The following is a 24,909-nucleotide window of genomic DNA, read 5'->3' as shown; positions in this document are numbered from 1 at the left end:
AGGATCTTAAGAAACTTAACTAACGAATTATATTTTTAATTTTATTAATAATAGCTAGTCATCTTAAGGCTGATGGGATAAATATAATAATATTCTGTTGTGGGGGAGATTATGCGAATTCTTTTAATTGAAGATGACCGGTTAATTGGTGACGGTTTAAAAGTGGGTTTAACGCAGCTAGGGTTTACGGTTGATTGGTTTATGGATGGTAAACAAGGACAACTGGCTGTATTTGATGCACCTTATGATGCTGTTGTACTCGACCTTTCGTTACCCAATATTGATGGCATGGATATTTTAAAACATTGGCGCAAAGAAGGGCGTGATGAGCCTGTCTTGATTTTGACGGCACGAGATGCATTGGATCAACGTGTTCAAGGGCTTCAGCAAGGGGCTGATGATTATCTGTGTAAACCATTCGCTTTAATGGAAGTCATGGCGCGTTTGCAAGCGTTGATCCGCCGCAGAAGTGGGCAGCTGTCTTCTAAACTTACGCATGGCGATGTCGAAATGGACCCAATTGCAATGACGGTGACACAGCAAGGTGAGCCTGTACAGCTAAAAGGCAAAGAGTTCGCTTTACTGTCTTTATTTATGCATAACCCAAATAAAGTTTTTTCTCGCCCTTTAATTGAAGAAAAATTATATAACTGGGATGAGGAAGTCTCTAGTAACTCGGTTGAGGTACACATCCACCATTTACGACGTAAATTAGGTAATAAATTTATTCGAACTATTCACGGTGTAGGCTATCGGTTAGGTGATGATACATGATGAAGACATTTAGTCTTAGGCTGAAACTCACGTTAATGCTACTCCTATTAGCTTTGCTGACATGGGGGATCGCCAGTTCGCTAGCCTGGTATCAAAGCTATAAAACGATCAATGAACTGTTTGATACCCAGCAAATGGCGTTTGCTAAACGGTTATCTGTTTTGCCATCAGACTTCGAATTGAGCCGGCCTTCACTGACTAAAACCAAAAAATTATTACGCAAGAACCGCGGGCATCAGGATGACGATGCACTGGCATTTGCTATCTTTACACCTGTTGGTGAAATGGTTTTAAACGACGGTGATAATGGTAGAGATATTGTCTATCAATTTAAACGAGAAGGTTTTACGGATGGAATGATCGAAGGAAGTGACGATCCTTGGCGCTTTGTATGGCTAAAATCTCAAGATGGTCAATATGTTATCGCGGTAGGGCAGGAGTGGGAATACCGGCAAGAAATGGCAACCGATATTATGGTGGCACAATTTATGCCTTGGTTAATTGCTTTGCCAATTATGTTATTGCTATTTTTATGGCTGCTTACACGAGCTTTACGTCCATTGAAGGATGTAGCAAAGCAGTTGTATCACCGAAAACCCGATGAATTAACCCCAGTACAAGTAACGCGTATTCCTAGTGAAGTCAGACCTATTATTGACTCTATGAATGTGTTGTTTGGCCGTATTAATGACATGTTTGCTCGCGAGCGACAATTTACCTCGGATGCTGCTCATGAATTACGTAGCCCACTCGCAGCGTTAAGGGTGCAGGCGGAAGTGGTACAAATTGCGGGGAATAATAACGCGGTTCGTAACCATGCAGTGGCGAATTTATCGGAAGGTATTGATAGGGCGACTAGGCTTGTTGACCAACTACTCATGTTGTCTCGGCTAGAATCATCCACGCAACTCGATGATATTACAGTTGTATCTTGGCCCGCATTAATTGAATCGGCGATAAAAGATGTGGAGCCCGAAGCTCAAGAGCAGCAAACAACGATAATAAACACGTTAGTTAGTTGCCCCCCTGATTTTCAAGGCCAACCATTACTACTCAACGCGTTACTGAGAAATTTACTCAATAATGCAATACGTTATGGAAAAATAGCGGGGCGAGTTGAGATTATTTTGTATACAGATCATCTTGAAATTCAAGATGATGGTGATGGCGTGACACCTGAGGTTTTACAGCGCCTAGGTGAACGTTTTTATCGTCCGCCGGGGCAAGAAAAGACAGGGAGTGGCTTAGGGCTCTCTATTGTTAAACGAGTTGCACAATTGCATCATTTGCAGGTTATTTTTACTCACGGTACTAATGGTGGATTTTGTGCCAAAGTCTATTGGAATGAAATAAAAACGTGATAATGAGCACATTAGCCATGCTTGTTTATGAAAAAATTAATCATAATTATGCATATTTAGTGTAAGGGTATTTTAGCATAACTCACTATTTCTAGCTCAAGCGAGATAGGGTTAATTACAGACGTCGTGTGCGAAGTGACCCACACGACGACATAGTAAAAGTTTGCCCTTATTGGTTTAGCGATGAGACTAATAAGCTAATGACTTTTTGAATTTCTTGGGTATTTAATTCACCATCTTTGAAAAACAACACTTTTCCTTGATTATCCAATACGATGATCGCCGAGCTTTCTGGTTTCAAGCCCCATGCGTTCTTTACTGTCCCCTCACTATCAACAATAAATTGTGAGTAAGGAAACTCTTTTTTGCTATCTTCAACGCTATTTTTAACAAAGACACCAGTACCAAAAATTGCATCATCGGTATTAATGATTGTCGTTGTCTGATAGGTATCATGAGGGAATTTGGCTTGCTTGATAGCTTCAACTAAGGGGGCATTGAGCTCTTTTGCTGAAGAGCGGCCTGCAATGTGCTGGATAGTACGCACCTTCCCAACGAGTTGTTGGCTTTTCCACGGTTGATACTCCAACTTCCCTTCATTATTCATCACAAGCTCACCTTTATCGGTGACGGAAATAGCAGGAACAGATTGGTTTAATTGAATATTTGCTGCAGAAGCTACTGCTGATACCCCAAGCAAACATATTAAAAGTAAATAATTTCTTATCATAAAAGCCCCTTGATTGATGATGTTGCCATGTGAGCCTAGTGGTTTGTCTGATGAAGACTATTTATAGCATAGCTCATCGGATGAGTTTCAAGAGGTAATTTAACATTTTTTTAAAATTTAGAATAAAAGCAAAGTTTATGGGGTTTTAACAGTTAATTTACAGTGTCATGTTATGTCAGCAAATTGAATAAAACTGCAATTTTAGAACCAAAGTAAAAATTTCTGGTCTATGATTATTGTACGGTATGAGTTATTGAATATCGTAAGAACAAAGGGGAGGCAAAGTTCTAATGAAAATTTTTAACCGTTATAACCCATCGAAGATTGCTCTTTACGTCAAAACGCTATTCCGTGGCAGGCTCTATATTAAGGATTTTGGGGCATTTGAGTTTAATTATGGGAAAATTCTACCACCTAAAATCAGTGATAAGCGCCATTACAATGTGATGAGTGAGGTCAATAAACAAGTTTCATTATTGCAGGCGGAACTGGGTTAGGTTAATCAAGAAGGTTTTGGTTAACAACGCGCCACATGGGTGGCGCATTGAAAGAAACGGCTTCGCTATCAAGCACTAATGTTCAGTATCTTTTGTTTGTTGTTTTGCGTCAGCCGTTTCAATAGTATTTTTTCCGGGCTGTACAACCACAGGTGATGGCACCGTAGTAAGGCGAGTTACGAGTAGTTGGTCAATTTTGTAATTATCGATATCGACGACTTCAAATTTATAACCCGCATATTTCACATAATCTGTCCGCTTCGGCATTCTTCTTAACCGGTACATCATAAACCCTGCGATGGTTTCATAGTTGCTAAAGTCAGGGAAATCATCAATATCCAAAATGCGCATCACATCTTCGATTGGCGTTCCACCTTCAACTAACCAAGAATTCTCATCACGGACCACGATTTGCTCTTCTTGCCCTGGACCAATTAAATCACCCATTAAAGTGATCATTACATCATTGATGGTAATGATACCCATGACCAATGCATATTCGTTGAGAATAACAGCAAAATCGACCGCATTTGCTTTAAAGGCTTCCAAGGTATCTGATAGTGATAAGGTGTCAGGGATCATTAGCGTATTTCTAATGTGAGCACCTTCTTTTAAGCTTAAACTTTGCCCATTGAGTACACGATTAAGTAATTCTTTTGAATCAACATAGCCGATAACATGGTCAATATCCCCCGCACAGACCAAGAACTTAGAATGTGGCTGGGTTGATATTTTATGTTTGATACTTTCTTCTGACTCGTTTTTGTCAAAATAGATGATACTTTCACGCGGGGTCATAGCCGATGGTACAGTACGTGATTCTAGTTCAAAGACATTCTCAATTAATTCATGTTCTTGCTTACGTAACACACCCGCGACAGCACCCGCTTCAACAACCGCAAAAATATCATCAGAAGTGATGTCTTCATTACGTGATGTAGGTAATTTGAATAATTTAAAAATTAGGTTAGCGAGACCATTAAAAAACCAAACGAATGGGCCCAGTATCACTAAGCAGAAGCGCATCGGATTCACGATACGAATAGCAATGGCTTCAGGTTTTACCATACCGATACGTTTTGGCGTTAAATCAGCCACTAAAATAAACAAGCTCGTGACAATGGTGAACGATAGGATGGATGAAACTTGTTGGGCCCAGCTTGGGGATAAAAACTGAATAAAGATATCGTACAAAGCAGGAGAAAACGCAGATTCCCCGACAATACCTGCAAGGATAGCAACGGCATTTAAACCAATTTGAACGACGGTAAAGAACATTCCCGGCATTTCTTGTAATTTAAGCACGCGAGCCGCGTTAATGTTGCCCTCATCGGCCATGAGCTTAAGTTTAATACGGCGGGAAGCTGCCAGAGAAATTTCTGACAAAGAAAAGAATGCGCTGATTGCACATAATAATAGAACGATTAATAAACTGTTGAGCATAAGTTATCCAGCCAATCAAAGGGAGAATCCATTAAATTCAAAGATCTCTGAAGGCATAGTCTCGTGTATTTTAATATATTGAGTATGCAAATATATGTTGCGCAATATGCGCAAATTGTTGATATGTTGCATGAGTATAGCACTGAGGTGATTTATCTGCCTAGATATTCATCATCATTCAAACTGCCTTAAGTAATATAGATAGACAGCCTGAACGATTTGTAAAGTGAATTTACAGCACTAACCTATTGATTTAGCTTTTTAATGAAGGTGGTAAACAAACACCAATTCCTCCTAATCCACAATATCCATTTGGATTTTTGTATAAATACTGCTGGTGGTAATCTTCTGCGAAATAGAAAGTGTCTAATGGGGCTATTTCGGTTGTGATTGCACGAGGGTCATGTTGTGCTTTCATTGCCTCTTGGTAAGCTTGCAGTGTCTCCATCGCTTGTTGGTCTTGTTCATCAGACACAGTATAAATGGCAGAACGATATTGACTCCCCATATCATTCCCTTGGCGCATACCTTGTGCGGGGTCATGGTTTTCCCAAAATAAAGCTAATAATTGGGTGTAACTGATAATTTTCGGGTCAAAAACAACACGAACCGCTTCTGCGTGGCCAGTTCGCTCTGAACAAACTTCTTCGTAGGTAGGGTTAGGGGTCACACCACCACAATACCCTACAGATGTTGAATAAACACCAGCTTGCTGCCAAAATAGTCGTTCGACTCCCCAAAAACAGCCCATGGCAAAATAAGCAACTTTCATATTCTTAGGAATAATCTCAATCGAATGATGGTTAAGTGCATGATATGGTGAGTAGGTCATAGCAGTTGCTCTGCCGGGCAGAGGTTGTGCAATACTTGCAGAGTGAAATTTATTAAAAGGCATAATGATTCCTATATATATTGACCGTACAAATAATCTAAAAATGGGAATGAAAACTTGTGTCTATGGCGAATTTTACTCAAAATAAATTGATATGAAGTATTTAGTCAATCGAACAATCACCTTAGGAGTAGGCGTGTCGAAATACCCTCTAATTTGTTTTCTCTGCCTAACTGCGGCAGTGCCAGTGGCACACGCAGCTAATCTTCGTCTTAATATTGAAGGCCTTGAAGGACAACTTAATCAAAACGTTCGTGTACAGCTATCTAATATATCGCAAGATGAAGTTGTGCCAAACGGCCGTTTTCGAGCCCGTGTTGAGAAAGCAATTAAAGAAGGTTTAAAGCCTTTAGGCTATTACCAACCCACGGTTGAGTTTAGCTATGAAGAAAAAACCCCGCCTGCTCGTTCCGTTTTAACCGCCAAGGTCACTCCTGGGGAACCTATTTTATTAAAAGGGGTGAATGTTGAGTTACAAGGTGGAGCAAAAACGGATCCAGCCTATGAAAAGATGCTCAAACAATATACGCCAAAGCTTGATACTGTTCAAAATGATGGCGAATACGAAGAATTCAAAGGGCGCTTTAACAGCTTAGCGGTTCGTAAAGGTTATTTTGATGCGATGATGGAGAAAAGCCAATTGGGTATTTCTCTTGATCACCATGCGGCATATTGGGATTTTGATTTTAACAGTGGTGAACGCTATCGGTTTGGTGCCATTTCTTATTCAGGCTCACAAATTCGTGAAGATTACCTGAACAACCTTGCGCCTTTCAAAAAAGGGGAATACTACACATCAGAGCAACTCGCTGAATTTAATCGTCGGTTAGCAGAAACAGGTTGGTTCACTTCTGCGATTGTGACGCCTCGCATCGTGAGTGCTCGAAAAGAAAACTCCTATGAATTGCCGATGGAAGCGGTGATGACGCCTAGAGCCAAAAATTTTATTGAGCTTGGTGGGGGGTATGCAACAGATGTAGGTCCTCGCGTTAAAGCGACATGGAATAAGCCGTGGATCAACTCCCGTGGGCAGAGTTTAACGTCAAATATTAGTTTATCCCAACCAGAACAATTAATTGATGCGAGCTATAAAATTCCATTAAAAGCGAACCCGCTTGAGCAATATTATGCGGTTCAAGGGGGCTTTAAACGGACAGATTTAAATGATACCCAAGCGAATACAACAACCTTGAATGTGTCTCGTAATTGGGATTATTCATCCGGTTGGCAGTATGGTGTAAACATGCGTTGGATGCTGAGTAACTTTACCCAAGCCAACGTGACGAATACGACCATGTTGCTATATCCCGGGGCCTATGTGAGCCGCATTCGCCAACGCGGCGGTGTGATGCCAACATGGGGTGATAGCCAACGTTATTCTATTGATTATTCGAATAAAATATGGGGTTCAGATATCGACTTCGCTGTACTACAAGCCAAAAATGTATGGATCAGAACGCCATGGGAAGGTCATCGCTTTGTTGTTCGTGGAAATATCGGTTGGATTGAAACCAATGACTTCGACAAAGTTCCACCGGACTTGCGTTTCTTTGCGGGTGGTGACGGCAGCGTGCGTGGATATGGCTATCAAAAGATCTCGCCAGAAGATAGTAAAGGTAAACTAACAGGGGCATCAAAATTGGCGGTAGGCTCTGTGGAATACCAATATAACTTTACAGGAAATTGGTGGGGAGCAACCTTTATTGATAGTGGTGAAGCCGTTGATAATTTTAAAGATAATGATTTTAAAACGGGTGCGGGAATTGGTATCCGCTGGGTCTCACCAGTTGGGCCGATAAAATTAGACTTAGCAAAACCTATCGGTGATCCAGATAACAACAAAATACAGTTTTATATCGGCTTGGGGACTGAGTTATGAGGTGGTTGAAGTGGCTAAAATGGACCAGTCTTTCCATTTTATTAATTCTTGTTCTGGTTGTTGCCGCACTCAGTTGGGTGATTGGAACCCAGTCTGGTCTTCACTTTGCATTAAATACAGCGACACGCTTTGTTCCTGAATTAACCATTGATAAAATTGACGGGGATATTAGTAACTTAACGCTAAGCGGCGTTAAATACCAAATGCCAGGGGTTGATGTTAACGCAGGGAAATTAAATTTAGCGGTACGTTTAGGTTGTTTAACCAGTCGTGAACTCTGTGTCGACAACTTAGGCACGGAAAATGTCACTGTTACTGTCGATACTACCCAATTTCCCCCTGCTGAAGAAACACCACCATCTGAACCTTTGACTGAACTCAAAGCACCTTTGACTATTCGTTTAAATCAATTGGCTTTGGTTTCAACGCACGTCAATGTGGATGGCATGGACATCGATTTAGCCAAATTTACCACAGGGATCACGTGGGAAGGAAAAGCGATCACTATCATTCCAACCGATATCATGGATTTGGCAATTAATTTACCTGAAACCAAATCAGATGCCGTCGTTGAAGAGAAACAGCCAGAGCCAACGCCGGTTAATGAACAAAAATCATTAGCGGACGAATTAAAAGCGCTATTTTCTAAACCGTTACTCGCTGAATTACCAGAAGTTATTTTACCTGTTGATTTAAATGTTGATGGCATTAATGCTTCGAATTTTCAATTAACGGGAGCGACTGAACTTAAAATTAACCAATTACACTTGAGCCTTTCGAATGAAGGGCAACAAGTTTTAGTTAAACAGTTAAAAGTCGATGCACCGCAGGGGAATATTGCGTTATCTGGCACAGCAACATTGCAAGATAAATGGCCAGTCTCATTGTCGATTGTGGGGGAAAGCCGTTTAGAGGATTTAGATGGGCAAAAAATAGACCTCTCCTTAAAAGGCGGTTTGGTTGATGAGCTAAAATTGGCATTGAACTTACACGGGCCAATTAATGCGAAATTAGATGCAGAAACGGATTTGTCACAAGCAGACCTACCTATTTTGCTTACATTAGAAAGTGATAAGTTAACGTGGCCGTTAGTGGGGGAGGCGCAATATCAACTCGATGGGACTCGTCTGCGCCTAAATGGCCGGCCATCGGCTTATGATATGTCTGTACGTTCAGCGATCACTGGGCAGGATCTCCCTCCCTCTACCTTGCTATTAGATGCGAAAGGTAATGAAGAGCAAATTAATTTAACTCGCTTACGTTTAGCCGCTTTACAGGGTAATGCAGATATTACAGGTGTAGCGGACTGGAGTAAGGCGATTAGTTGGAATGCGGTATTGACTCTTTCGGGTATTAATACGGCTAAACAGTATCCTGAATGGCCTGCTAAAGTGGATGGCAAGATTGCTACTCGTGGAAGTTTATACGGTGGTAGCTGGCAGTTAGATATCCCTGAAATTATTTTGGATGGTAATGTCAAAAATAATCTCTTGAAAGCGCGCGGCAAAGCCAAAGGTAACGCAGCAGGCCAATGGGATATTCCAAACTTTAATTTGGCACTGGGTAAAAATAATGTCGATATAAAAGGCTCCCTTGCTGATAAATGGAACCTTGATGCCAAAATTAATGCCCCTGCACTGAATGGTTTGCTGCCTGGCTTAGGTGGCGTGATTGCCGGTGATATGAAATTACGGGGTAATTTAGAGACGCCAGAAGCGCTTGTTGACCTCACTGCACGCGGCGTGAAGTGGCAGGATGACCTCGCTATCGAAAATGTTGTTATCAAAGGAAATGTGGCAACAGGCGAACAAATTAAAGGGAACCTATCTGTTGTTTTGCGTCAGTTAAAACAAGGTGACCTTGTCGTCAGTAACCTGACTTTAGATGCGAAAGGCAGTGAAAAACAGCATACGTTAAAATTGAATATGAAGGGTGAGCCAGTTTCGGGTCAATTAGCATTAGCAGGCAGTTTTGACCGGCAGACTGAAGTGTGGAAAGGGAATTTAACCAACACCTTATTTGATACGGTGGTGGGTGAATGGCGCTTAAACCAAGCGATGTCACTCGATTATGCCAACCAAACACAAGAAGTGACCATTGGCAGACATTGTTGGGTTAACCCGAATGCCCGTTTGTGTGTACCAAAACCGATTAAAGCGGGTAAAAGTGGTAGCGCGGATATCGTGCTAGAACGTTTTGATCTCGCAATGCTTAAACCATTTATGCCACAAGATACTCGAGTCAGTGGCGTATTTACGGGTAAAGCCAATGCCATTTGGAAAGCGGATGGCAGCATGCCACAAGTGAAGCTGGACTTGCGAGGAAATGATGTCAAAGCGGTTCAGTTTGTGGATGGTACTCGTTTACCTATTGCTTTTGATACCTTAACGTTAAGTGCGGGCTTAAAAAATGGCAAGGCAGACCTTAACTGGCTGTTTGGGCTAACGAATAATGGGCAAATGCGCGGCAATATCCAAGTGTCTGATATTGAGAAACGTCGTTTGTTGTCGGGTAATGTTGAAATTAATTCGGTTACATTAGATTTAATCAAGCCGTTGCTAAGCCAGAAAGAGGTGGCGAATGGTAGCTTAAATGCGAATTTACGTTTAAGTGGGTCAGCAAATAACCCATTATTAAATGGTAATTTAGCGCTATCGAGTTTAGAAGTGAGATCGGCAATGATCCCGTTTGATATCAAAAGTGGTCATTTAGGCATTAATTTCAACGGCACAAGCTCAGTAATGAATGGTCAGATAAACACGCCAGAGGGCTATCTGAACATTGATGGTGATGCGGACTGGCGAAATATTGATGCATGGCGCGCAAAAGTCATGGCGAGAGGTAATAACCTCCGCGTTTCTTTACCGCCGATGATCCAAATTGATGTTCAACCGGATATTGTATTTGATGCATCACCTTCGGTACTCACGTTAAAGGGTACCGTCAATATTCCATGGGCTCGAATTACTGTTCAAGAACTCCCTGAGTCGGCGGTAAGCGCGTCTTCAGATGTGGTGATGTTAGATAGCAATTTACAGCCAATTGAGGAAAAAGCGCCATCCATTCCTATTCAGACCAATTTGGATATTAAAATTGGCAACGATGTGCAATTAGACGCATTTGGCTTAAAAGCACGCCTAACCGGTTTATTGAAAGTGGTTCAGAATATCCATGGCTTGCACATTAATGGTCAAGTAGATATTCCGGCTGGCCGTTTCCGTGCTTATGGGCAAGATTTGATTGTCCGTAAAGGCCAAATTCAGTTCTCGGGCCCTGCAGACCAACCATTCTTAAACTTAGAAGCGATTCGTAACCCAGACAATACCGCAGATAACGTGATTGCCGGGGTGAAGGTCACAGGCCTTGCGGATAAACCAAAAGTAGAGATATTCTCTGAACCGGCGAAAACACAGCAAGAAGCGCTGTCTTACTTATTAAGAGGAGAGGGCTTAGACAGTGGGGACGCAAATGGTTCACAAATGACATCTATGTTAATAGGCTTAGGTGTAGCACAAAGTGGGCAACTCGTGGGTAAAATTGGTGAGACATTTGGAGTCTCTGATTTAGCCGTCGATACCCAAGGTGTGGGGGATGGTTCTCAAGTCGTTGTAAGCGGTAAGATCACTAATGATTTACAAGTGAAGTATGGAGTTGGTATCTTTGACTCATTGGCGACGTTAACTTTACGTTATCGGTTGATGCCAAAACTGTATTTAGAAGCTGTGTCTGGTGTTAATCAGGCATTGGATCTCCTTTACCAATTTGAGTTTTAGATTATGCGTGTAATTGTTTATGGCAGCTTAAGACAAAAGCAAGGAAATCATCACTGGATGACTTATGCTCAGCTACTCGGTGAACATAAGCTAGAAGGCTATGAACTGTATGATCTTGGATATTATCCAGCAGTTGTCAAAGGGGATGGGGCGATAGAGTGCGAAGTGTATCGAATCAACCCGTCCATTTTGACAGAGTTAGATGAGTTAAAGAAAAATTCTCAAGACTATGTGAGGGAGCTCATCCCAACGCCGTATGGCAACGCTTGGATTTATCTATATAAACATTCCGTTGATGGTCTACGCCAAATAAAGAGTGGCGACTGGTTGAAACGTGATGAAGAAGTATAACGGTTTAAGACTCGCTATCGAGTTGTAAAATATAAAACGCCAGCAATAATAGCTGGCGTTTTTACTTTATGGCCTAATCAACCTATTAGAGCCCATAAAAAAGCACTGATATTAACCAGTGCTTTCATTATGCCCTTAAAGGGTGATTATTTTTTTGCAGCGCGTTCGAAAGATTCGATGATCTCTGCTTTTGCAGATGCTGCATCTTCCCAACCGTCAACTTTAACCCATTTACCTTTTTCTAAATCTTTGTAATGTTCAAAGAAATGAGTAATTTGAGCACGCAGTAATTCTGGCAGGTCGTTCACATCTTTGATGTGATCGTATTCTTTGCTTAATTTAGTGTGCGGAACAGCCACTAATTTTGCATCTTCACCAGACTCGTCAGTCATTTTTAGGACGCCAACAGGGCGGCAACGGATGACTGAGCCTGGTTGTAATGGGTATGGAGTTGGAACTAATACATCAACTGGGTCGCCATCTAAAGACAGGGTGTTGTTGATGTAACCATAGTTGCATGGATAGAACATCGCGGTTGACATGAAACGGTCTACAAACAGCGCACCAGAGTCTTTATCAACTTCATATTTGATAGGATCTGCGTTCGCTGGGATCTCGATGATAACATAGATATCTTCTGGCAGATCTTTACCTGCCGGTACATTGTTCAGGCCCATTTAAATGTATCCTTTGTGTGAATAATGAATTTACTCATTTTAATGTGTTGCCGTTTTTAGGCAAATTAAATAATAGAGTAGATAGCGTGAGGGACATTATAGCCGTAAAAGGGGGCAAAACTCACTAGTTGGTGAAAAAAAGGAACAAAAAAGGCGGGAAGCCCCGCCTTATAATTAATGAATTAGATTATTCCGTGTCAGGGAATTCACGCATAAATGATTCTGCTTTTTCTACCATCGACTCTGTTCCGACAAAGAACGGCGCACGTTGGTGTAATTCGCTAGGTATGATATCTAAAATGCGGTTTGCTCCATCACTGGCTTTACCACCGGCTTGCTCTGCTAAAAATGCAATTGGGTTACATTCGTACAGAAGGCGCAGTTTTCCATTGGGATGGCTTGCCGTACTTGGGTAAATATAAATTCCCCCTTTGAGCAAGTTACGATGGAAGTCTGCAACCAAAGAACCGATATAACGTGTGGTATACGGGCGATTTGTTGCTTTATCTTCTTCTTGGCAATATTTAATGTACTTTTTAACACCCATCGGGAACTTGATATAGTTGCCTTCATTGATGGAGTACATTTTTCCTTCTGATGGGAACATCACTTTTTCATGAGACAAGCAGAACACGCCCAATGATGGGTCGTAAGTAAACGCGTGTACACCAACACCCGTGGTGTAAACTAACATCGTTGATGAACCGTAAACCACGTAGCCCGCAGCCACTTGGCGGTTACCAGGTTGCAGGAAATCCGCTTCTGTAACCGGTTGGCCAATCGGTGTAATACGATGGTAAATGGAGAAAATTGTTCCAACGGAAACGTTTACATCGATGTTCGAAGAACCATCAAGTGGGTCCATTAAAACAACATATTTTGCGTTTTCTGCGCGGTCTCCTTCGAAAATGACAATTTCGTCTTCTTCTTCAGAGGCGATACCGGCGACTTCTCCGCGTGCTTTTAAAGCCGCTTTTAGTTTTTCGTTTGCATACAGGTCAAGCTTCATCTGAACTTCACCTTGAATATTCGAAACACCGTTAGTGCCAAGAATATCGACAAGTCCAGCTTTATTAATATCACGATGGATAATTTTAGCGCCCAGTTTGATAGCTGATAATAAAGAAGTCAGCTCACCTGTTGCATGAGGAAAATCTTGTTGCTTTTCGACGATGAATTCGCCTAATGTTTTCATGACGAAGGTCCTGAATAAAATTGACAGAGGTTTTGCGGGGCATTTACCCTCGCGCGGGAAGAGTTTAACTAAATAAAAAAAAGATTAATAGGTTAATGCATTTATAAACCTGTTTTTGATGGGTAGAATAGTGACCAACCTCATGCTAATTGGATGAAAAAGAATGCACATACATATTTTAGGTATATGCGGCACCTTTATGGGAAGCTTAGCAATATTGGCTCGTTCTTTAGGACATAAAGTGACGGGTTCGGATGCCAATGTGTATCCACCGATGAGCACATTACTTGAAAATCAAGGGATTGAACTCATTCAGGGGTATGATCCGGCTCAACTTGACCCAATACCGGATATGGTCGTGATTGGTAATGCAATGACGCGTGGTAACCCTTGTGTCGAAGCTGTTCTAGAAAGAGGCTTACCGTATACATCTGGCCCACAGTGGCTTCATGACCACGTGTTACCTGAACGTTGGGTACTAGCTGTGGCGGGGACCCATGGTAAAACGACTACTGCAGGAATGCTTGCATGGATCTTAGAAGACTGTGGTTACAAGCCTGGCTTTCTAATTGGCGGTGTTCCAGGGAATTTTGATGTCTCCGCTAAGATTGGTGAAAGCCCGTTTTTTGTTATTGAAGCGGATGAGTATGACTGTGCATTCTTTGATAAGCGTTCTAAATTTGTGCATTACAGCCCGAAAACCTTGGTATTGAACAACCTTGAATTCGACCATGCGGATATTTTTGAAAACCTCGAAGCGATTCAAAAACAGTTCCATCATCTTGTACGTATTGTGCCAGCCAGCGGCAAAATTTTCACACCTGACAACGACAATCATTTAAAACAAGTGATTGGAATGGGTTGCTGGAGTGAGCAAGAGCTGGTGGGTGGGGAGCACGGCGGATGGCAAGCAGAGAAACTCAGCCACGACGGCAGCCACTTTGCTGTGTACTACCAGCAGGAAAAAGTTGGAGAAGTCACTTGGTCACAAGTGGGTAACCACAACATCCAAAATGCATTGATGGCGATTGCAGCGGCTCACCATGTGGGCGTTCCAGTAAAAGAAGCTTGCCTCGCTTTGAATAGTTTTATCAATGCACGCCGTCGCCTTGAGCTACGTGGTGTTGAAAATGGTGTCAGTGTTTACGATGACTTCGCGCATCACCCAACTGCTATTTTGGCAACGTTAGAAGCACTTCGCAGCAAAGTTGGCGGAACTTCACGTATTCTTGCGGTACTCGAACCTCGCTCGAATACGATGAAAATGGGTATCAATAAAAATGATATTGCACCTGCGCTTGGCCGTGCAGATGAAGTGTTTCTTTTCCAACCCGCCAATATTCCTTGGATGGTGACAGACATCGCTGAAAAATGTGTTCAACCAGCTCGTTGGAGCGCAGATATTGAGGCATTCACCAATATGATTATTGAAACCGCACAACCGGGCGATCATATTTTGGTGATGAGCAATGGTGGCTTTAGCGGCATTCATGGCAAATTGCTCGCAGCTTTGAAAGCAAAGGCAGAAACAGAACAAGATGATTAAGCTTTATTAGCGATATACTCGATTACCCAGTGATCCTTATGATTGCTGGGTTTTTTTATGTTTGGCGTACTTAATGAGTGTGGTTCTGTGATGAAACTTAATGTTATTGGGCTATTCATCTCTTTTTTTAAACTTCCCATATAACAATCTAGTGAATCAGTGAAAAGGTGGAACAAGCAGCCAACCGCAATCGCTTTGAGTTTCCATGATGGCATGAATAATAATACGACATAGACAACCGCAGCCCAAAAGGAATGGAGTGGGTGGAAACCAATGCCACAGCGCTCTGGGTCGAAAATTGGGTCAGCTAGCAGATGATCTAAATCGATAGCCATCGTAGCAATCATTATCAGGGCCGCTAGTTTCCAATTTTTTCGCCAAAATAGGTAACCAAAGGCAATTGGCATTAGGAAGTGAAAACCGTAGTGTATGATGTTACGGAAAATATCAAATAGCAAAATGATGTCTCAAAATAGAATAGAAACAGACAAAAACAATAAGAGGGAAATCAATTTCCCTCTTAAGCTAATGTATATCAATAGATTAAAGCTCTTGTTCAAATAACGCTAAAATCGCTTCATATAATTCTTTTGTGGTGAAATTGTTGGCGGGTGTTGAGAAGATAGTATCATCACCAGCAATACTACCTAAAATTCCTTCTGCTTTACCTAATGAATCTAACAAACGTGCAATAAGCTGTGCAGCACCAGGACTCGTTCTGATCACGACAACAGAAGGGTTATAGTCTATATCCAAAACCAAGTTTTTGAGTGGACTGGTAGCGGTAGGGACACCAGGCTCTGTAGGTAGGCAATATACCATTTCCATTTTTGCATTACGGGTGCGAACAGCACCAAATTTGGTAAGCATTCTGGAAATTTTTGATTGGTTAATATTTTCGAAGCCTTCTTCTTGCAAAGCTGTGACGATCTCAGCTTGCGAGCTAAATTTTTCTTCTTTAAGTAGGGCTTTAAAAGCCTTAACCAAGTCTTCTTGTTTAGACGGAGTGCGCATAATTAACCCATTCTTTTGCATTGAATTAAGTTGTATTATCCGTAAAAGTGCATTTTTATGCAACAAAATTGCGTTATGATGATTTTGTAACCAGCGAATAACTTAAGGTTAAGTCGTCTCATTTTGGATTGGTAGTTAAAAGTATTAAGTTATCGTAAATTGCGAAAATGAAAAATTAGCATAATAGAACAATGAATTTTCCAGATGTCTACTGTAAATTTATTGTTAATAAAAATATTTTTGATTGAATAATATACACTAAAAACAACTTATTGTGCGAAATGCAACACCCAGAAAAACTATTTGTTAAAAAAGTGCCCGTTATCTCATTAACAGATAAGGAATTTGTTTAGAATACTGGCAATTAATAAACAAGTTCTCTTGCGTTAAACTCTCTCTCTATCTGTTAACAAATTGTTTTTTATACGTAATGTGTTAAGTGTATAACAAATAAAGTGATATCTTTTTAAAGTACAAATTAAGGAGTTTCAGAATGAAAGTTGCAGTCCTAGGTGCAGCAGGTGGTATCGGTCAGGCTCTCGCCCTTCTTCTCAAAAACCAGCTCCCAGCAGGTTCAGAACTCTCCCTCTACGACATCGCACCAGTCACTCCAGGTGTTGCTGCTGACTTAAGCCATATCCCAACTGATGTTAAAGTGACAGGCTTTGCCGGCGAAGATGCAAAACCTGCATTGAAAGGTGCTGACATTGTTCTTATTTCTGCGGGTGTCGCACGTAAACCAGGCATGGATCGTTCTGACTTATTTAACATCAATGCGGGTATCGTCCGTAATCTGATCCAACAAATTGCTGAAACCTGTCCTAAAGCATTGATCGGTATTATCACTAACCCAGTGAATACCACCGTTGCTATCGCTGCGGAAGTCCTGAAAAAAGCAGGCGTATACGATAAAAACCGTTTATTCGGTGTGACGACATTAGATATCATTCGTTCTAATACATTTGTTGCTGAGCTAAAAGGCAAAAATGTTAATGATATCGAAGTGCCTGTAATTGGTGGCCACTCTGGTGTGACTATCCTGCCACTGTTATCTCAAATTGAAGGTGTTAGCTTCACTGATGAAGAAGTTGCAGCGTTAACTAAACGCATTCAAAATGCAGGTACAGAAGTCGTTGAAGCGAAAGCGGGTGGTGGGTCTGCAACTTTATCGATGGGCCAAGCTGCTGCACGTTTAGGCTTATCGTTAATTCGTGGTCTCCAAGGTGAAAGCAATGTGGTTGAATGTGTTTACACTGAAGGTGATGGTGAATATGCTCGCTTCTTTGCACAACCAGTCGTTTTAGGCAGAAACGGTATCGAAAAACATTTACCAATTGGTAAATTAAGTGCATTTGAAGAAAAAGCGCTGAAAGACATGCTAGATGTATTAAAAGCAGATATCGAATTAGGTGAAAAATTCATTAATGGCTAATGCCAATTAACGCTTTTTCTAAATTGTGAAGGGTTGAGTTTCGTTCGGAACTCAACCTTTTTTATTTGGTTGTTATCAAAAGATAAAGCCGTGAATACATTGATTGATTTTTCACGGCCTTATCGCTATATCCCATGCAGTTTCTAATCTTCCACTGGTGCTTTAACTCTGACTTTTCTTTCTAATAAATCCCCCGTAATTGGGTCGTAATAACGACTTGGCCAAATTTCAGCAGGGTGAATGGCTAAGAAATTTGCAATGATCCATTCCCCTTTAGGCCAAGGGCGTGATAGTGCATTAGCTAACGTTGAAGAGCTTAGTCCAGCCTCACGTGAAATTGCAGCAAGTGTTGTTCCACGTTTACGTAAAGCAGCAATGATATCTGCAGGGTGCCAGTCCGATTTCCGTAAAATCATTTTTTAGTCCTTTTTTCACTTAGAATCATGTAGAGTTAATGGTACGAGTAACAGAAAATTATGGTACATTCAGTACATCCGTTTCGTTATTGGAAATAAAATAACAGAAATTTCCCAAAATAATTTCTGATTTTTTCTTAAAAATTCATTTTATGAAACTGTCGTGGTTTTTATGAAATTAAATGGAAAGTCAGAATGAATAACTGTGAGTTAGGATAAATCTTTGTTATTAAAACTAACTCTTTCTAGTTAGGGATAGGAATAACATATTTAATGCTACTTTTTACTTGAACTCATAATATATCTAGATTAATTAATAAAATTAGTTAAATTATTAGAGAGTAAATTATTTAATTGTCTGTTATTAAAAGAAATTAGAATTCTAATAACAAATATAATTTGTATATTATTATTTATATGTATAAACAAAACGAATAGGTTAATGGGGTTTTGAGAAAATAGAGATAGTTTTCAACAACTGAAAATCAAATTGTCATCATGACTAGGAGGGTCAGCATGTACAAGGAATGGCTAACGGCAAAAGAGTTGGTTGGGTTACAAGGGCTTCCCATGACAACCCAAGGTATTAATGCTATGGCAAGGCGTGAAAACTGGGTCAACCGTAAAAGAAGAGGTATTCAAGGTAAAGCGCTGGAATACCATATAAGTTCTTTACCTATCGATATTTTTGAAAGTCAGTTTGCTAACGAAACCTCACCACCTTATCAAGCAAAACGAAATGATAATGCCTTTATTTGGCAAGAGGCTTATAACCAGCTTTCCAGCCAAGAACGAGACATTATCCTGACATTTATTATGCGCGAAGGGGCATTAGCGCTAATAAATTTAATTAATAATAAATAATTTACAATTACTTAAGGTGTAAATAATTAATATATAAAAATAATATTATATTGAATTTAAAAAACGGTTTAACAGATGACATTTTAGTAGGCTGAAAAGCAGGTTTCATAATATAAGTGTGAATTGAAAAATGAAAAAATTGTGGTTCACTGCCAAAGAATTAGCTGGGTTAGAAGGACTCCCGACATCTCCTCAGGGAATTAACCTAATGGCAAGACGAGAAGGTTGGAAAAACCGCCGTAAAAGAGGGGTACAGGGTAAAGCCGTTGAGTATTATTTTGAAAGCTTACCGGGAGAAATCCAAGGGCAGCTTAGCTTACATGAGCCTTCGGTAATTTACCAAAGCCAAAGAACAGATGCATTGCAAATTTGGTCGGAAGCGTATTATCAACTGACAGAGTCCGAGCGCAATAAAATAGTCAAATATATCCTGCGTTATGGCTTATCGTCACTACTTGCTCAAATCGATGAAGAAGACAAAGGGGAAAAATAACGTTTCCCCTTTTCTTGATCTACTTTGTCTTTTCTAGTGACTAAGAATGGCGTTGGATTGCAATATAAGCTAAGCCGATCAATGCATCTTTATAAATTGAATCTTCAATTACATTCAAGGCATCAATCGCTTTTTGTGCTTCTTCTTGGGCTCTTGCATAGGTATATTCAAGGGAACCACAGCGTTTCATGGTTGCCAGAACCGTATCTAACAGGTGGCGCCCATTGCCTTGCTCAATCGCTTGGCGGATCAACGCGGACTCTTCTTCATTACCATTTTGCATAGCGTGAAGTAGGGGAAGTGTAGGCTTACCCTCATCTAAATCATCACCCGTATTTTTCCCCAATTGAGTATTGTCGGCATCATAATCGAGAAGATCGTCAATTAACTGAAAAGCGGTACCAATATAGCGACCATAATCTTGTAGCGCTTTTTCTTGTGCCGGTGTTGCATTCGCTAAAATCGCAGATGCGTGGGCGGCTGCTTCAAAAAGACGTGCAGTTTTACTGTAGATCACTTGCATGTAGTTTTCTTCAGTAATATTGGGATCGTTGCAGTTCATCAACTGTAAAACTTCCCCTTCAGCGATCACATTCGTCGCTTCAGACATCAGTTTTAGCACCCGCATTGAATCGAGATCCGTCATCATCTGGAATGATCGAGTGTAAATAAAATCACCCACGAGGACACTCGCTGCATTACCAAAAACCGCATTTGCAGTTTGTTTTCCACGACGCATATCGGACTCATCAACGACGTCATCATGTAGCAGCGTTGCGGTATGAATGAACTCGATCAATGCAGCAACTTGAGTATGTTTATGACCCGAGTAGCCTAAAGATCGACCTGCAAGCACTGCGATCATCGGCCGGATCCTTTTACCGCCACCACTGACGATGTAATAACCAAGCTGATTAATGAGTGCAACATCCGAATTCAATTGACTGAGGATGGCTTCGTTTACCGCTGACATATCCTCAGTTGTCAGTTCAATGATAGATTCTAAATTCATTGTAATTTATTCATATTATTAGTTTTTGGTTCATTCCCGAAATAAAAAAATGGGAGACCGATAGAACAGTTATCTTTCTAGCATAACATTATTAATTATAAGATTATCAGGTGTGATGCAAAAAATGTTTAAATAAGTAACAATTGAGTGAATAGGCACTAAATCAATGCTCAAAAACGGTTATTGAGAAAAAAGTCGTATTTTTTGTCATCTAACCGCATTATTGGCTTGTGTTCTGATGCTTTTTTGCGTAGAATTCGCGCCCTATTGTGAATATTTTATAGCGTGCTCTGGAATTGAAATATTTAACGGGTACGCGGAAAGCGGAGTTAATATGTACGCGGTTTTCCAAAGTGGTGGTAAACAACACCGAGTTAGCGAAGGTCAAACTGTCCGCCTAGAAAAGCTGGACATCGCAACAGGTGAAACTGTTGAATTTGATCAAGTTCTAATGGTTGCTAATGGCGATGAGATCCAAATCGGTGCTCCTGTCGTTGAAGGCGTTAAAGTGAAAGCGGAAGTGGTTGCACACGGTCGTGGCGAAAAAGTTAAAATCGTCAAGTTCCGTCGTCGTAAACATAGCCGTAAACAACAGGGTCATCGTCAGTGGTTCACTGATGTTAAGATCACTGTCATCGCTTAAGATTTAGGAGAGCAGATTAATGGCACACAAAAAGGCTGGTGGTTCGACTCGTAACGGTCGTGACTCAGAAGCAAAACGTTTAGGTGTTAAACGTTTTGGTGGTGAAGCTGTATTAGCAGGTAGCATCATCGTTCGTCAACGTGGTACTAAGTTCCACGCAGGTAACAACGTAGGTTGTGGCCGTGACCACACTCTGTTCGCATTAGCGGACGGTAAAGTTAAATTTGAAGTTAAAGGTCCAAACAATCGTAAATTTATCAGCATCGAAGCTGAATAAGTTTTCTGACCTTTAATTCAGAATTAAAGCCCTGCAAAAACCTTTTGCGGGGCTTTTTATATTCAGATATTTGATCTTTAATGAACTACACACGTATTAAAGATGCACCATCTCTGAGTAGAACAGCCATCCAGCGTTATGCGGCTCAGAAGCGGAGAGAGAATTATGAAATTTGTAGATGAAGCCAAAATATTGGTCGTGGCAGGAGATGGTGGCAATGGTTGTGTCAGCTTCCGCCGTGAGAAATACATCCCGAAAGGGGGACCGGACGGTGGTGACGGTGGCGATGGTGGGGACGTTTACTTACAAGCGGACGAAAACCTCAACACGTTAATCGATTACCGTTTTGAAAAATCATTTCGTGCAGAGCGCGGTCAAAATGGCCAGAGCCGTGAATGCACGGGCAAGCGTGGTCAAGATATCACAGTGAAAGTGCCTGTAGGAACGCGTGTACGCGACTTAGGGACTAACGAAATACTCTGTGACATGACGCGTCACGAACAACGTCACATGGTCGCTAAGGGCGGTTTCCATGGTCTTGGAAATACTCGTTTTAAATCTTCAGTAAACCGTGCTCCACGTCAACGTACAATGGGGACAAAAGGGGAAACCCGCGAAATACTGTTAGAGTTAATGCTGTTAGCGGATGTGGGCATGCTTGGTATGCCAAATGCGGGTAAATCAACATTTATTCGTTCAGTATCAGCCGCTAAGCCAAAAGTTGCCGATTATCCCTTTACCACTTTAGTCCCAAGCTTGGGCGTTGTGCGTATGGATAACGAACAAAGCTTTGTGGTTGCCGATATTCCAGGGTTGATCGAAGGTGCAGCTGAAGGTGCAGGTCTTGGGATCCAATTCCTGAAACACTTAGAGCGCTGCCGTGTTTTGCTTCACTTAGTTGATATTTGTCCTATCGATGAGTCTGATCCTGTCGAAAATGCGAAGATCATCATTAGTGAGTTAGAGAAATACAGTGAAAAGCTGGCAGCAAAACCACGTTGGTTAGTCTTCAATAAGATTGATATTTTAGGTGAAGAGGCGTCAGCGGAGCGCGCAGCAGAAATTGCCAAAGCGATGGGCTGGGAAGATAAATTTTACATGATTTCAGCGGTTAACCACGAGGGTGTGAAAGCACTGTGTTGGGATATCATGGAGTTTATGAATACTCAACCGCGTGATATGGCAACCACTGAAGATGCACAGCAGCCTGAAAAAGTTGAATTTATGTGGGATGACTACCACAAAGAGCAACTTTCTGGTGCTGATGATATTGATGATGACTGGGATGACGATTGGGATGAAGATGACGACGAAGGTGTCGAAATCATTTACCAAAAATAGTTTATCTTAGAAATGTAAAAAGGCGCGAAAGCGCCTTTTTAATGTCTAAAAGCGATGTGATCAGTTTTTCTGATACAGATCTTTATACAAGCGACTTTCGAACCGTACTAATGGAACTCGACGAGTACGCTGCTGGTTTTGTGGTACCGCATACGCAGAAATAAACTGCACGAAGGCAACTCGCTGCCCACTCGCCGTGGTAATAAAGCCTGCGAGGTTATAGACCCCTTGTAATGCCCCGGTTTTGGCGGAAACTTTACCATTGACTCCTGCCTCATCAAAGCCACCGCGATAACGCAATGTGCCATCATGGCCTGCAAGCGGAAGCATGGAGATAAAATCAAGCTGTTGATCGTTTTTTGCGATAAATTGCAAAACTTCCATCATCGTTGCTGGCGTGATCAAATTATGACGGGACAAACCAGATCCATCAACCATCACGGTATTGCCAAGGTCGATCCCCGCTTTTTGCTTCAGTACTTGCCTTACCGCGTCAGATCCTGACCGCCAAGTTCCTGGAACACCATAATATTCTCGACCAATAGTACGAAAAACGGTATCCGCTATCATATTATCGGATTTTTTTAGCATCACTTTTAGCAAGTCATGAAGTGGCTTAGATTCAGTTTTGACTAATACCTGTGATTGAGGTGCTTGGAATGTACGTTTTTTTACATGGCCTGTTAGCTCAATGCCAGCGGTGGTTAACTCATTTTTGACAATCGCTCCAGAGTAACTCGCTCCGTTTTGTACAGCAAAAGCAAGTGGTAGAGGGTCACTGCGTTGAGTTAAACAACCTGTTAGGGTGTAGCGGTTCAGTTCACCAGGGACGACATCAAGCTCGCAATAGCGTGCTTCTGGGGAGCCTTTAGCTAATGTTTTAACTTCGCTGAACATATTGACAGGATAAAAACTAGCCGCCTTAATGAATGCATAATCTCCTGCTTTTTCAGCGGGGTAAAGAGAAACGGAAAAACAGTTTCGGTCAATAATAGCCGCTGCAGGTGGCGCACTAAAGCATTGGGTCATATCATTCCAAACCCAACCGGGTGCTTTGTCATGGCTAGTAAAAGCTGAAATATCAACAACGAGATCGCCATCCACTTTATGGATCCCAAGCTGCTTTAATGCATTAGCCATATTGCGAATTTGTTGGCGGGTTAATGTCGGGTCACCACTGAAGCGGATCACTAAATCACCCGTTAGCGTGTTGTTGCTAAGTTTTGCATCAGTTTCAAAATTGGTGATAAAACGGTAGTCTGGCCCCAGTTGTAACAGGGCAGCAAGAGCGGTCACAACCTTCTGCGTACTTGCAGGTAATGCCATTTGCTGCGCATTATAATCAATTAATGGAGTACTACTTCCCACTTTTTGCGCGACCAGAGCAAGGTTAGTGCCATCAGGTAAATATTGTTTGTACTCATCAATAGGAATAGCTAGAGCTTGCGCACTGGCTAAGGTTATTCCTAAAGAGATTATCCATTTTCTGGTTAAAGTTAATAATGACATATATTTCACGCATTAGGGTGGACATATAATACATACTAAAGTGTAATGCCTAAGAAAGTAAACGGTGACCCGTTATTAAGTCTCAGTTAAAATAGCGTACATTATGATAAGATAAATGAGTACATGAGTCTGATTGCGTTTTTTTACTAGAACACCCCCGTTTTACGTAGGTGTTCGGTGTACTGTTGTTACAAAATCAGGAAGATACTTGTTTTTAGATAGGATTGAACCGAGGTATTTATTAATGAAACAGATCCCGATGACGGTACTTGGTGCGGATAAGCTAAGAGAAGAGCTTGAATTCCTTAAATCTGTCCGTCGCCCAGAAATTATTGCATCTATTGCGGAAGCGCGTGAGCACGGTGACTTAAAAGAAAATGCAGAATATCATGCAGCACGTGAGCAACAAGGTTTCTGTGAGGGCCGTATTCAAGAAATTGAAGGTAAACTTTCTCACGCTCAAGTGATCGATGTCACTAAAATGGTCAATAACGGTCGCGTTATCTTTGGCTCAACGGTAACAGTATTGAATGTTGATACTGACGAAGAGCTAACGTATCGTATTGTTGGTGATGATGAAGCCGATATTAAGATCAATCTGATTTCAGTGAACTCACCGATAGCACGCGGCTTAGTAGGCAAAGAAGTTGATGATGCGGTCTCGATTAAAACCCCAGGTGGCGATGTCGAGTTCGAAATTCTTAAAGTTGAGTATATCTGATTCCTATTTGCCTGAATTGGTTATATTATTTCCCTGATTTAAAGAAAAAGGCCGCAGGCGGCCTTTTTC

The 24,909-nt window shown here is 41.3% G+C and carries 24 protein-coding genes; 14 read left to right on the top strand and 10 right to left on the bottom strand.

Annotated features, from left to right (window positions below):
• Positions 1-111: 111 nt before the first annotated feature.
• Both qseB and qseC read left to right on the top strand, forming a co-directional pair.
• Entirely contained in the window at positions 112-774 is a 663-nt protein-coding gene (gene qseB / locus M1E86_RS18230) for a quorum sensing response regulator transcription factor QseB (protein ID WP_213913377.1), read from the top strand.
• On the top strand, positions 774-2,135 hold the full coding sequence (gene qseC, locus M1E86_RS18225; protein WP_213913420.1) for a quorum sensing histidine kinase QseC: 1,362 nt from the start codon (positions 774-776) through the stop codon (positions 2,133-2,135). Before qseB ends, qseC begins: the two co-directional genes overlap by 1 nt.
• Before the next feature lie 169 nt (positions 2,136-2,304).
• On the opposite strand, the gene M1E86_RS18220 is transcribed toward qseC, so the two are convergent.
• Positions 2,305-2,865, bottom strand: coding sequence for a YtfJ family protein (locus M1E86_RS18220; protein ID WP_125890690.1), 561 nt, complete (start codon positions 2,863-2,865; stop codon positions 2,305-2,307).
• A 290-nt stretch (positions 2,866-3,155) separates the two neighbouring features.
• Between M1E86_RS18220 and M1E86_RS18215 the strand changes: the two genes are divergently transcribed.
• Positions 3,156-3,362: a DUF1107 domain-containing protein gene (locus tag M1E86_RS18215; RefSeq protein ID WP_004905964.1), complete on the top strand. Its 207-nt coding sequence runs from the start codon at positions 3,156-3,158 to the stop codon at positions 3,360-3,362.
• Positions 3,363-3,437: 75 nt separating this feature from the next.
• Here M1E86_RS18215 and M1E86_RS18210 read toward each other — a convergent pair whose 3' ends face one another.
• On the bottom strand, positions 3,438-4,805 hold the full coding sequence (locus M1E86_RS18210) for a hemolysin family protein (RefSeq protein WP_125890689.1): 1,368 nt from the start codon (positions 4,803-4,805) through the stop codon (positions 3,438-3,440).
• A gap of 253 nt (positions 4,806-5,058) precedes the next feature.
• Positions 5,059-5,700, bottom strand: coding sequence for a peptide-methionine (S)-S-oxide reductase MsrA (msrA, locus tag M1E86_RS18205; RefSeq protein WP_213913376.1), 642 nt, complete (start codon positions 5,698-5,700; stop codon positions 5,059-5,061).
• Between the two features lie 133 nt (positions 5,701-5,833).
• Here msrA and tamA point away from each other — a divergent pair, with 133 nt between their 5' ends.
• The 3 genes from tamA to M1E86_RS18190 are packed head-to-tail and all read left to right on the top strand — an operon-like array spanning position 5,834 to position 11,700.
• The gene (gene tamA / locus M1E86_RS18200) at positions 5,834-7,576 is read left to right on the top strand and encodes an autotransporter assembly complex protein TamA (RefSeq protein WP_213913375.1); all 1,743 of its coding nucleotides are present in this window, start codon (positions 5,834-5,836) and stop codon (positions 7,574-7,576) included.
• Entirely contained in the window at positions 7,573-11,349 is a 3,777-nt protein-coding gene (gene tamB, locus M1E86_RS18195; protein ID WP_213913374.1) for an autotransporter assembly complex protein TamB, read from the top strand. The genes tamA and tamB overlap by 4 nt, the downstream gene beginning before the upstream one ends.
• 3 nt (positions 11,350-11,352) lie before the next feature.
• Entirely contained in the window at positions 11,353-11,700 is a 348-nt protein-coding gene (locus M1E86_RS18190) for a gamma-glutamylcyclotransferase family protein (protein ID WP_004907442.1), read from the top strand.
• Between the two features lie 146 nt (positions 11,701-11,846).
• On the opposite strand, the gene ppa is transcribed toward M1E86_RS18190, so the two are convergent.
• Together ppa and fbp are read right to left on the bottom strand one after the other, a co-directional pair.
• The gene (ppa, locus tag M1E86_RS18185; RefSeq protein WP_102138224.1) at positions 11,847-12,377 is read right to left on the bottom strand and encodes an inorganic diphosphatase; all 531 of its coding nucleotides are present in this window, start codon (positions 12,375-12,377) and stop codon (positions 11,847-11,849) included.
• Positions 12,378-12,564: 187 nt separating this feature from the next.
• Complete coding sequence (fbp, locus tag M1E86_RS18180; protein ID WP_004905947.1) at positions 12,565-13,572, bottom strand: class 1 fructose-bisphosphatase; 1,008 nt, start codon at positions 13,570-13,572, stop codon at positions 12,565-12,567.
• A gap of 163 nt (positions 13,573-13,735) precedes the next feature.
• Here fbp and mpl point away from each other — a divergent pair, with 163 nt between their 5' ends.
• Positions 13,736-15,118, top strand: coding sequence for a UDP-N-acetylmuramate:L-alanyl-gamma-D-glutamyl-meso-diaminopimelate ligase (mpl, locus tag M1E86_RS18175; RefSeq protein ID WP_125890685.1), 1,383 nt, complete (start codon positions 13,736-13,738; stop codon positions 15,116-15,118).
• Here the strand turns inward: mpl and M1E86_RS18170 are convergent.
• Together M1E86_RS18170 and argR are read right to left on the bottom strand one after the other, a co-directional pair.
• Positions 15,115-15,576: a DUF6122 family protein gene (locus M1E86_RS18170; RefSeq protein ID WP_248467178.1), complete on the bottom strand. Its 462-nt coding sequence runs from the start codon at positions 15,574-15,576 to the stop codon at positions 15,115-15,117. The two genes, mpl and M1E86_RS18170, sit on opposite strands and share 4 nt — an antisense overlap.
• An 85-nt stretch (positions 15,577-15,661) precedes the next feature.
• On the bottom strand, positions 15,662-16,132 hold the full coding sequence (gene argR / locus M1E86_RS18165) for a transcriptional regulator ArgR (protein ID WP_004907450.1): 471 nt from the start codon (positions 16,130-16,132) through the stop codon (positions 15,662-15,664).
• 493 nt (positions 16,133-16,625) lie between these two features.
• Between argR and mdh the strand changes: the two genes are divergently transcribed.
• Positions 16,626-17,564, top strand: a complete 939-nt coding sequence (gene mdh / locus M1E86_RS18160) for a malate dehydrogenase (protein ID WP_125890684.1) — start codon at positions 16,626-16,628, stop codon at positions 17,562-17,564.
• Between the two features lie 143 nt (positions 17,565-17,707).
• On the opposite strand, the gene M1E86_RS18155 is transcribed toward mdh, so the two are convergent.
• Complete coding sequence (locus M1E86_RS18155) at positions 17,708-17,980, bottom strand: helix-turn-helix domain-containing protein (RefSeq protein ID WP_115168092.1); 273 nt, start codon at positions 17,978-17,980, stop codon at positions 17,708-17,710.
• Between the two features lie 516 nt (positions 17,981-18,496).
• On the opposite strand from M1E86_RS18155, the gene M1E86_RS18150 reads away from it, so the two are divergent.
• Both M1E86_RS18150 and M1E86_RS18145 read left to right on the top strand, forming a co-directional pair.
• Entirely contained in the window at positions 18,497-18,844 is a 348-nt protein-coding gene (locus M1E86_RS18150) for a DNA-binding protein (RefSeq protein ID WP_125890683.1), read from the top strand.
• Between the two features lie 130 nt (positions 18,845-18,974).
• Positions 18,975-19,337, top strand: a complete 363-nt coding sequence (locus M1E86_RS18145) for a DNA-binding protein (protein ID WP_125890682.1) — start codon at positions 18,975-18,977, stop codon at positions 19,335-19,337.
• 40 nt (positions 19,338-19,377) lie between these two features.
• Here M1E86_RS18145 and ispB read toward each other — a convergent pair whose 3' ends face one another.
• Positions 19,378-20,349: an octaprenyl diphosphate synthase gene (ispB, locus tag M1E86_RS18140; protein ID WP_125890681.1), complete on the bottom strand. Its 972-nt coding sequence runs from the start codon at positions 20,347-20,349 to the stop codon at positions 19,378-19,380.
• A 334-nt stretch (positions 20,350-20,683) separates the two neighbouring features.
• On the opposite strand from ispB, the gene rplU reads away from it, so the two are divergent.
• From rplU to cgtA, 3 genes are all read left to right on the top strand, one after another.
• Complete coding sequence (rplU, locus tag M1E86_RS18135; RefSeq protein ID WP_004905925.1) at positions 20,684-20,992, top strand: 50S ribosomal protein L21; 309 nt, start codon at positions 20,684-20,686, stop codon at positions 20,990-20,992.
• A gap of 19 nt (positions 20,993-21,011) precedes the next feature.
• Positions 21,012-21,269, top strand: a complete 258-nt coding sequence (gene rpmA / locus M1E86_RS18130) for a 50S ribosomal protein L27 (protein WP_004905922.1) — start codon at positions 21,012-21,014, stop codon at positions 21,267-21,269.
• A 165-nt stretch (positions 21,270-21,434) separates the two neighbouring features.
• Positions 21,435-22,610 carry an Obg family GTPase CgtA gene (gene cgtA, locus M1E86_RS18125; RefSeq protein ID WP_125890680.1) on the top strand — a complete coding sequence of 392 codons (1,176 nt, stop codon included), beginning with the start codon at positions 21,435-21,437 and terminating at the stop codon, positions 22,608-22,610.
• A gap of 60 nt (positions 22,611-22,670) precedes the next feature.
• Here the strand turns inward: cgtA and dacB are convergent, their stop codons facing one another.
• A complete protein-coding gene (gene dacB / locus M1E86_RS18120) occupies positions 22,671-24,119 on the bottom strand; it encodes a serine-type D-Ala-D-Ala carboxypeptidase (RefSeq protein WP_213913373.1) in 1,449 nt (482 codons plus the stop codon).
• A gap of 244 nt (positions 24,120-24,363) precedes the next feature.
• Between dacB and greA the strand changes: the two genes are divergently transcribed.
• Entirely contained in the window at positions 24,364-24,840 is a 477-nt protein-coding gene (gene greA, locus M1E86_RS18115; RefSeq protein WP_125890678.1) for a transcription elongation factor GreA, read from the top strand.
• The last annotated feature ends 69 nt before the right edge of the window (positions 24,841-24,909 follow it).

The organism is Providencia sp. PROV200 (genome assembly GCF_049901995.1).
Lineage (GTDB): Bacteria > Pseudomonadota > Gammaproteobacteria > Enterobacterales > Enterobacteriaceae > Providencia > Providencia rettgeri_E.
This window is presented reverse-complemented; position numbering and strand designations above follow the sequence as displayed.

Excerpts from the sequence above, each read along its gene's own strand:
- M1E86_RS18145 (WP_125890682.1), top strand. The coding sequence starts at position 18,975 with ATGAAAAAATTGTGGTTCACTGCCAAAGAATTAGCTGGGTTAGAAGGA.
- msrA (WP_213913376.1), bottom strand. The coding sequence starts at position 5,700 with ATGCCTTTTAATAAATTTCACTCTGCAAGTATTGCACAACCTCTGCCC.
- ispB (WP_125890681.1), bottom strand. The coding sequence starts at position 20,349 with ATGAATTTAGAATCTATCATTGAACTGACAACTGAGGATATGTCAGCG.
- greA (WP_125890678.1), top strand. The coding sequence starts at position 24,364 with ATGAAACAGATCCCGATGACGGTACTTGGTGCGGATAAGCTAAGAGAA.
- M1E86_RS18150 (WP_125890683.1), top strand. The coding sequence starts at position 18,497 with ATGTACAAGGAATGGCTAACGGCAAAAGAGTTGGTTGGGTTACAAGGG.
- dacB (WP_213913373.1), bottom strand. The coding sequence starts at position 24,119 with ATGTCATTATTAACTTTAACCAGAAAATGGATAATCTCTTTAGGAATA.
- qseC (WP_213913420.1), top strand. The coding sequence starts at position 774 with ATGAAGACATTTAGTCTTAGGCTGAAACTCACGTTAATGCTACTCCTA.
- argR (WP_004907450.1), bottom strand. The coding sequence starts at position 16,132 with ATGCGCACTCCGTCTAAACAAGAAGACTTGGTTAAGGCTTTTAAAGCC.
- M1E86_RS18210 (WP_125890689.1), bottom strand. The coding sequence starts at position 4,805 with ATGCTCAACAGTTTATTAATCGTTCTATTATTATGTGCAATCAGCGCA.
- mpl (WP_125890685.1), top strand. The coding sequence starts at position 13,736 with ATGCACATACATATTTTAGGTATATGCGGCACCTTTATGGGAAGCTTA.
- mdh (WP_125890684.1), top strand. The coding sequence starts at position 16,626 with ATGAAAGTTGCAGTCCTAGGTGCAGCAGGTGGTATCGGTCAGGCTCTC.
- rplU (WP_004905925.1), top strand. The coding sequence starts at position 20,684 with ATGTACGCGGTTTTCCAAAGTGGTGGTAAACAACACCGAGTTAGCGAA.
- cgtA (WP_125890680.1), top strand. The coding sequence starts at position 21,435 with ATGAAATTTGTAGATGAAGCCAAAATATTGGTCGTGGCAGGAGATGGT.
- tamB (WP_213913374.1), top strand. The coding sequence starts at position 7,573 with ATGAGGTGGTTGAAGTGGCTAAAATGGACCAGTCTTTCCATTTTATTA.
- M1E86_RS18220 (WP_125890690.1), bottom strand. The coding sequence starts at position 2,865 with ATGATAAGAAATTATTTACTTTTAATATGTTTGCTTGGGGTATCAGCA.
- M1E86_RS18215 (WP_004905964.1), top strand. The coding sequence starts at position 3,156 with ATGAAAATTTTTAACCGTTATAACCCATCGAAGATTGCTCTTTACGTC.
- M1E86_RS18155 (WP_115168092.1), bottom strand. The coding sequence starts at position 17,980 with ATGATTTTACGGAAATCGGACTGGCACCCTGCAGATATCATTGCTGCT.
- qseB (WP_213913377.1), top strand. The coding sequence starts at position 112 with ATGCGAATTCTTTTAATTGAAGATGACCGGTTAATTGGTGACGGTTTA.
- M1E86_RS18190 (WP_004907442.1), top strand. The coding sequence starts at position 11,353 with ATGCGTGTAATTGTTTATGGCAGCTTAAGACAAAAGCAAGGAAATCAT.
- rpmA (WP_004905922.1), top strand. The coding sequence starts at position 21,012 with ATGGCACACAAAAAGGCTGGTGGTTCGACTCGTAACGGTCGTGACTCA.
- fbp (WP_004905947.1), bottom strand. The coding sequence starts at position 13,572 with ATGAAAACATTAGGCGAATTCATCGTCGAAAAGCAACAAGATTTTCCT.
- ppa (WP_102138224.1), bottom strand. The coding sequence starts at position 12,377 with ATGGGCCTGAACAATGTACCGGCAGGTAAAGATCTGCCAGAAGATATC.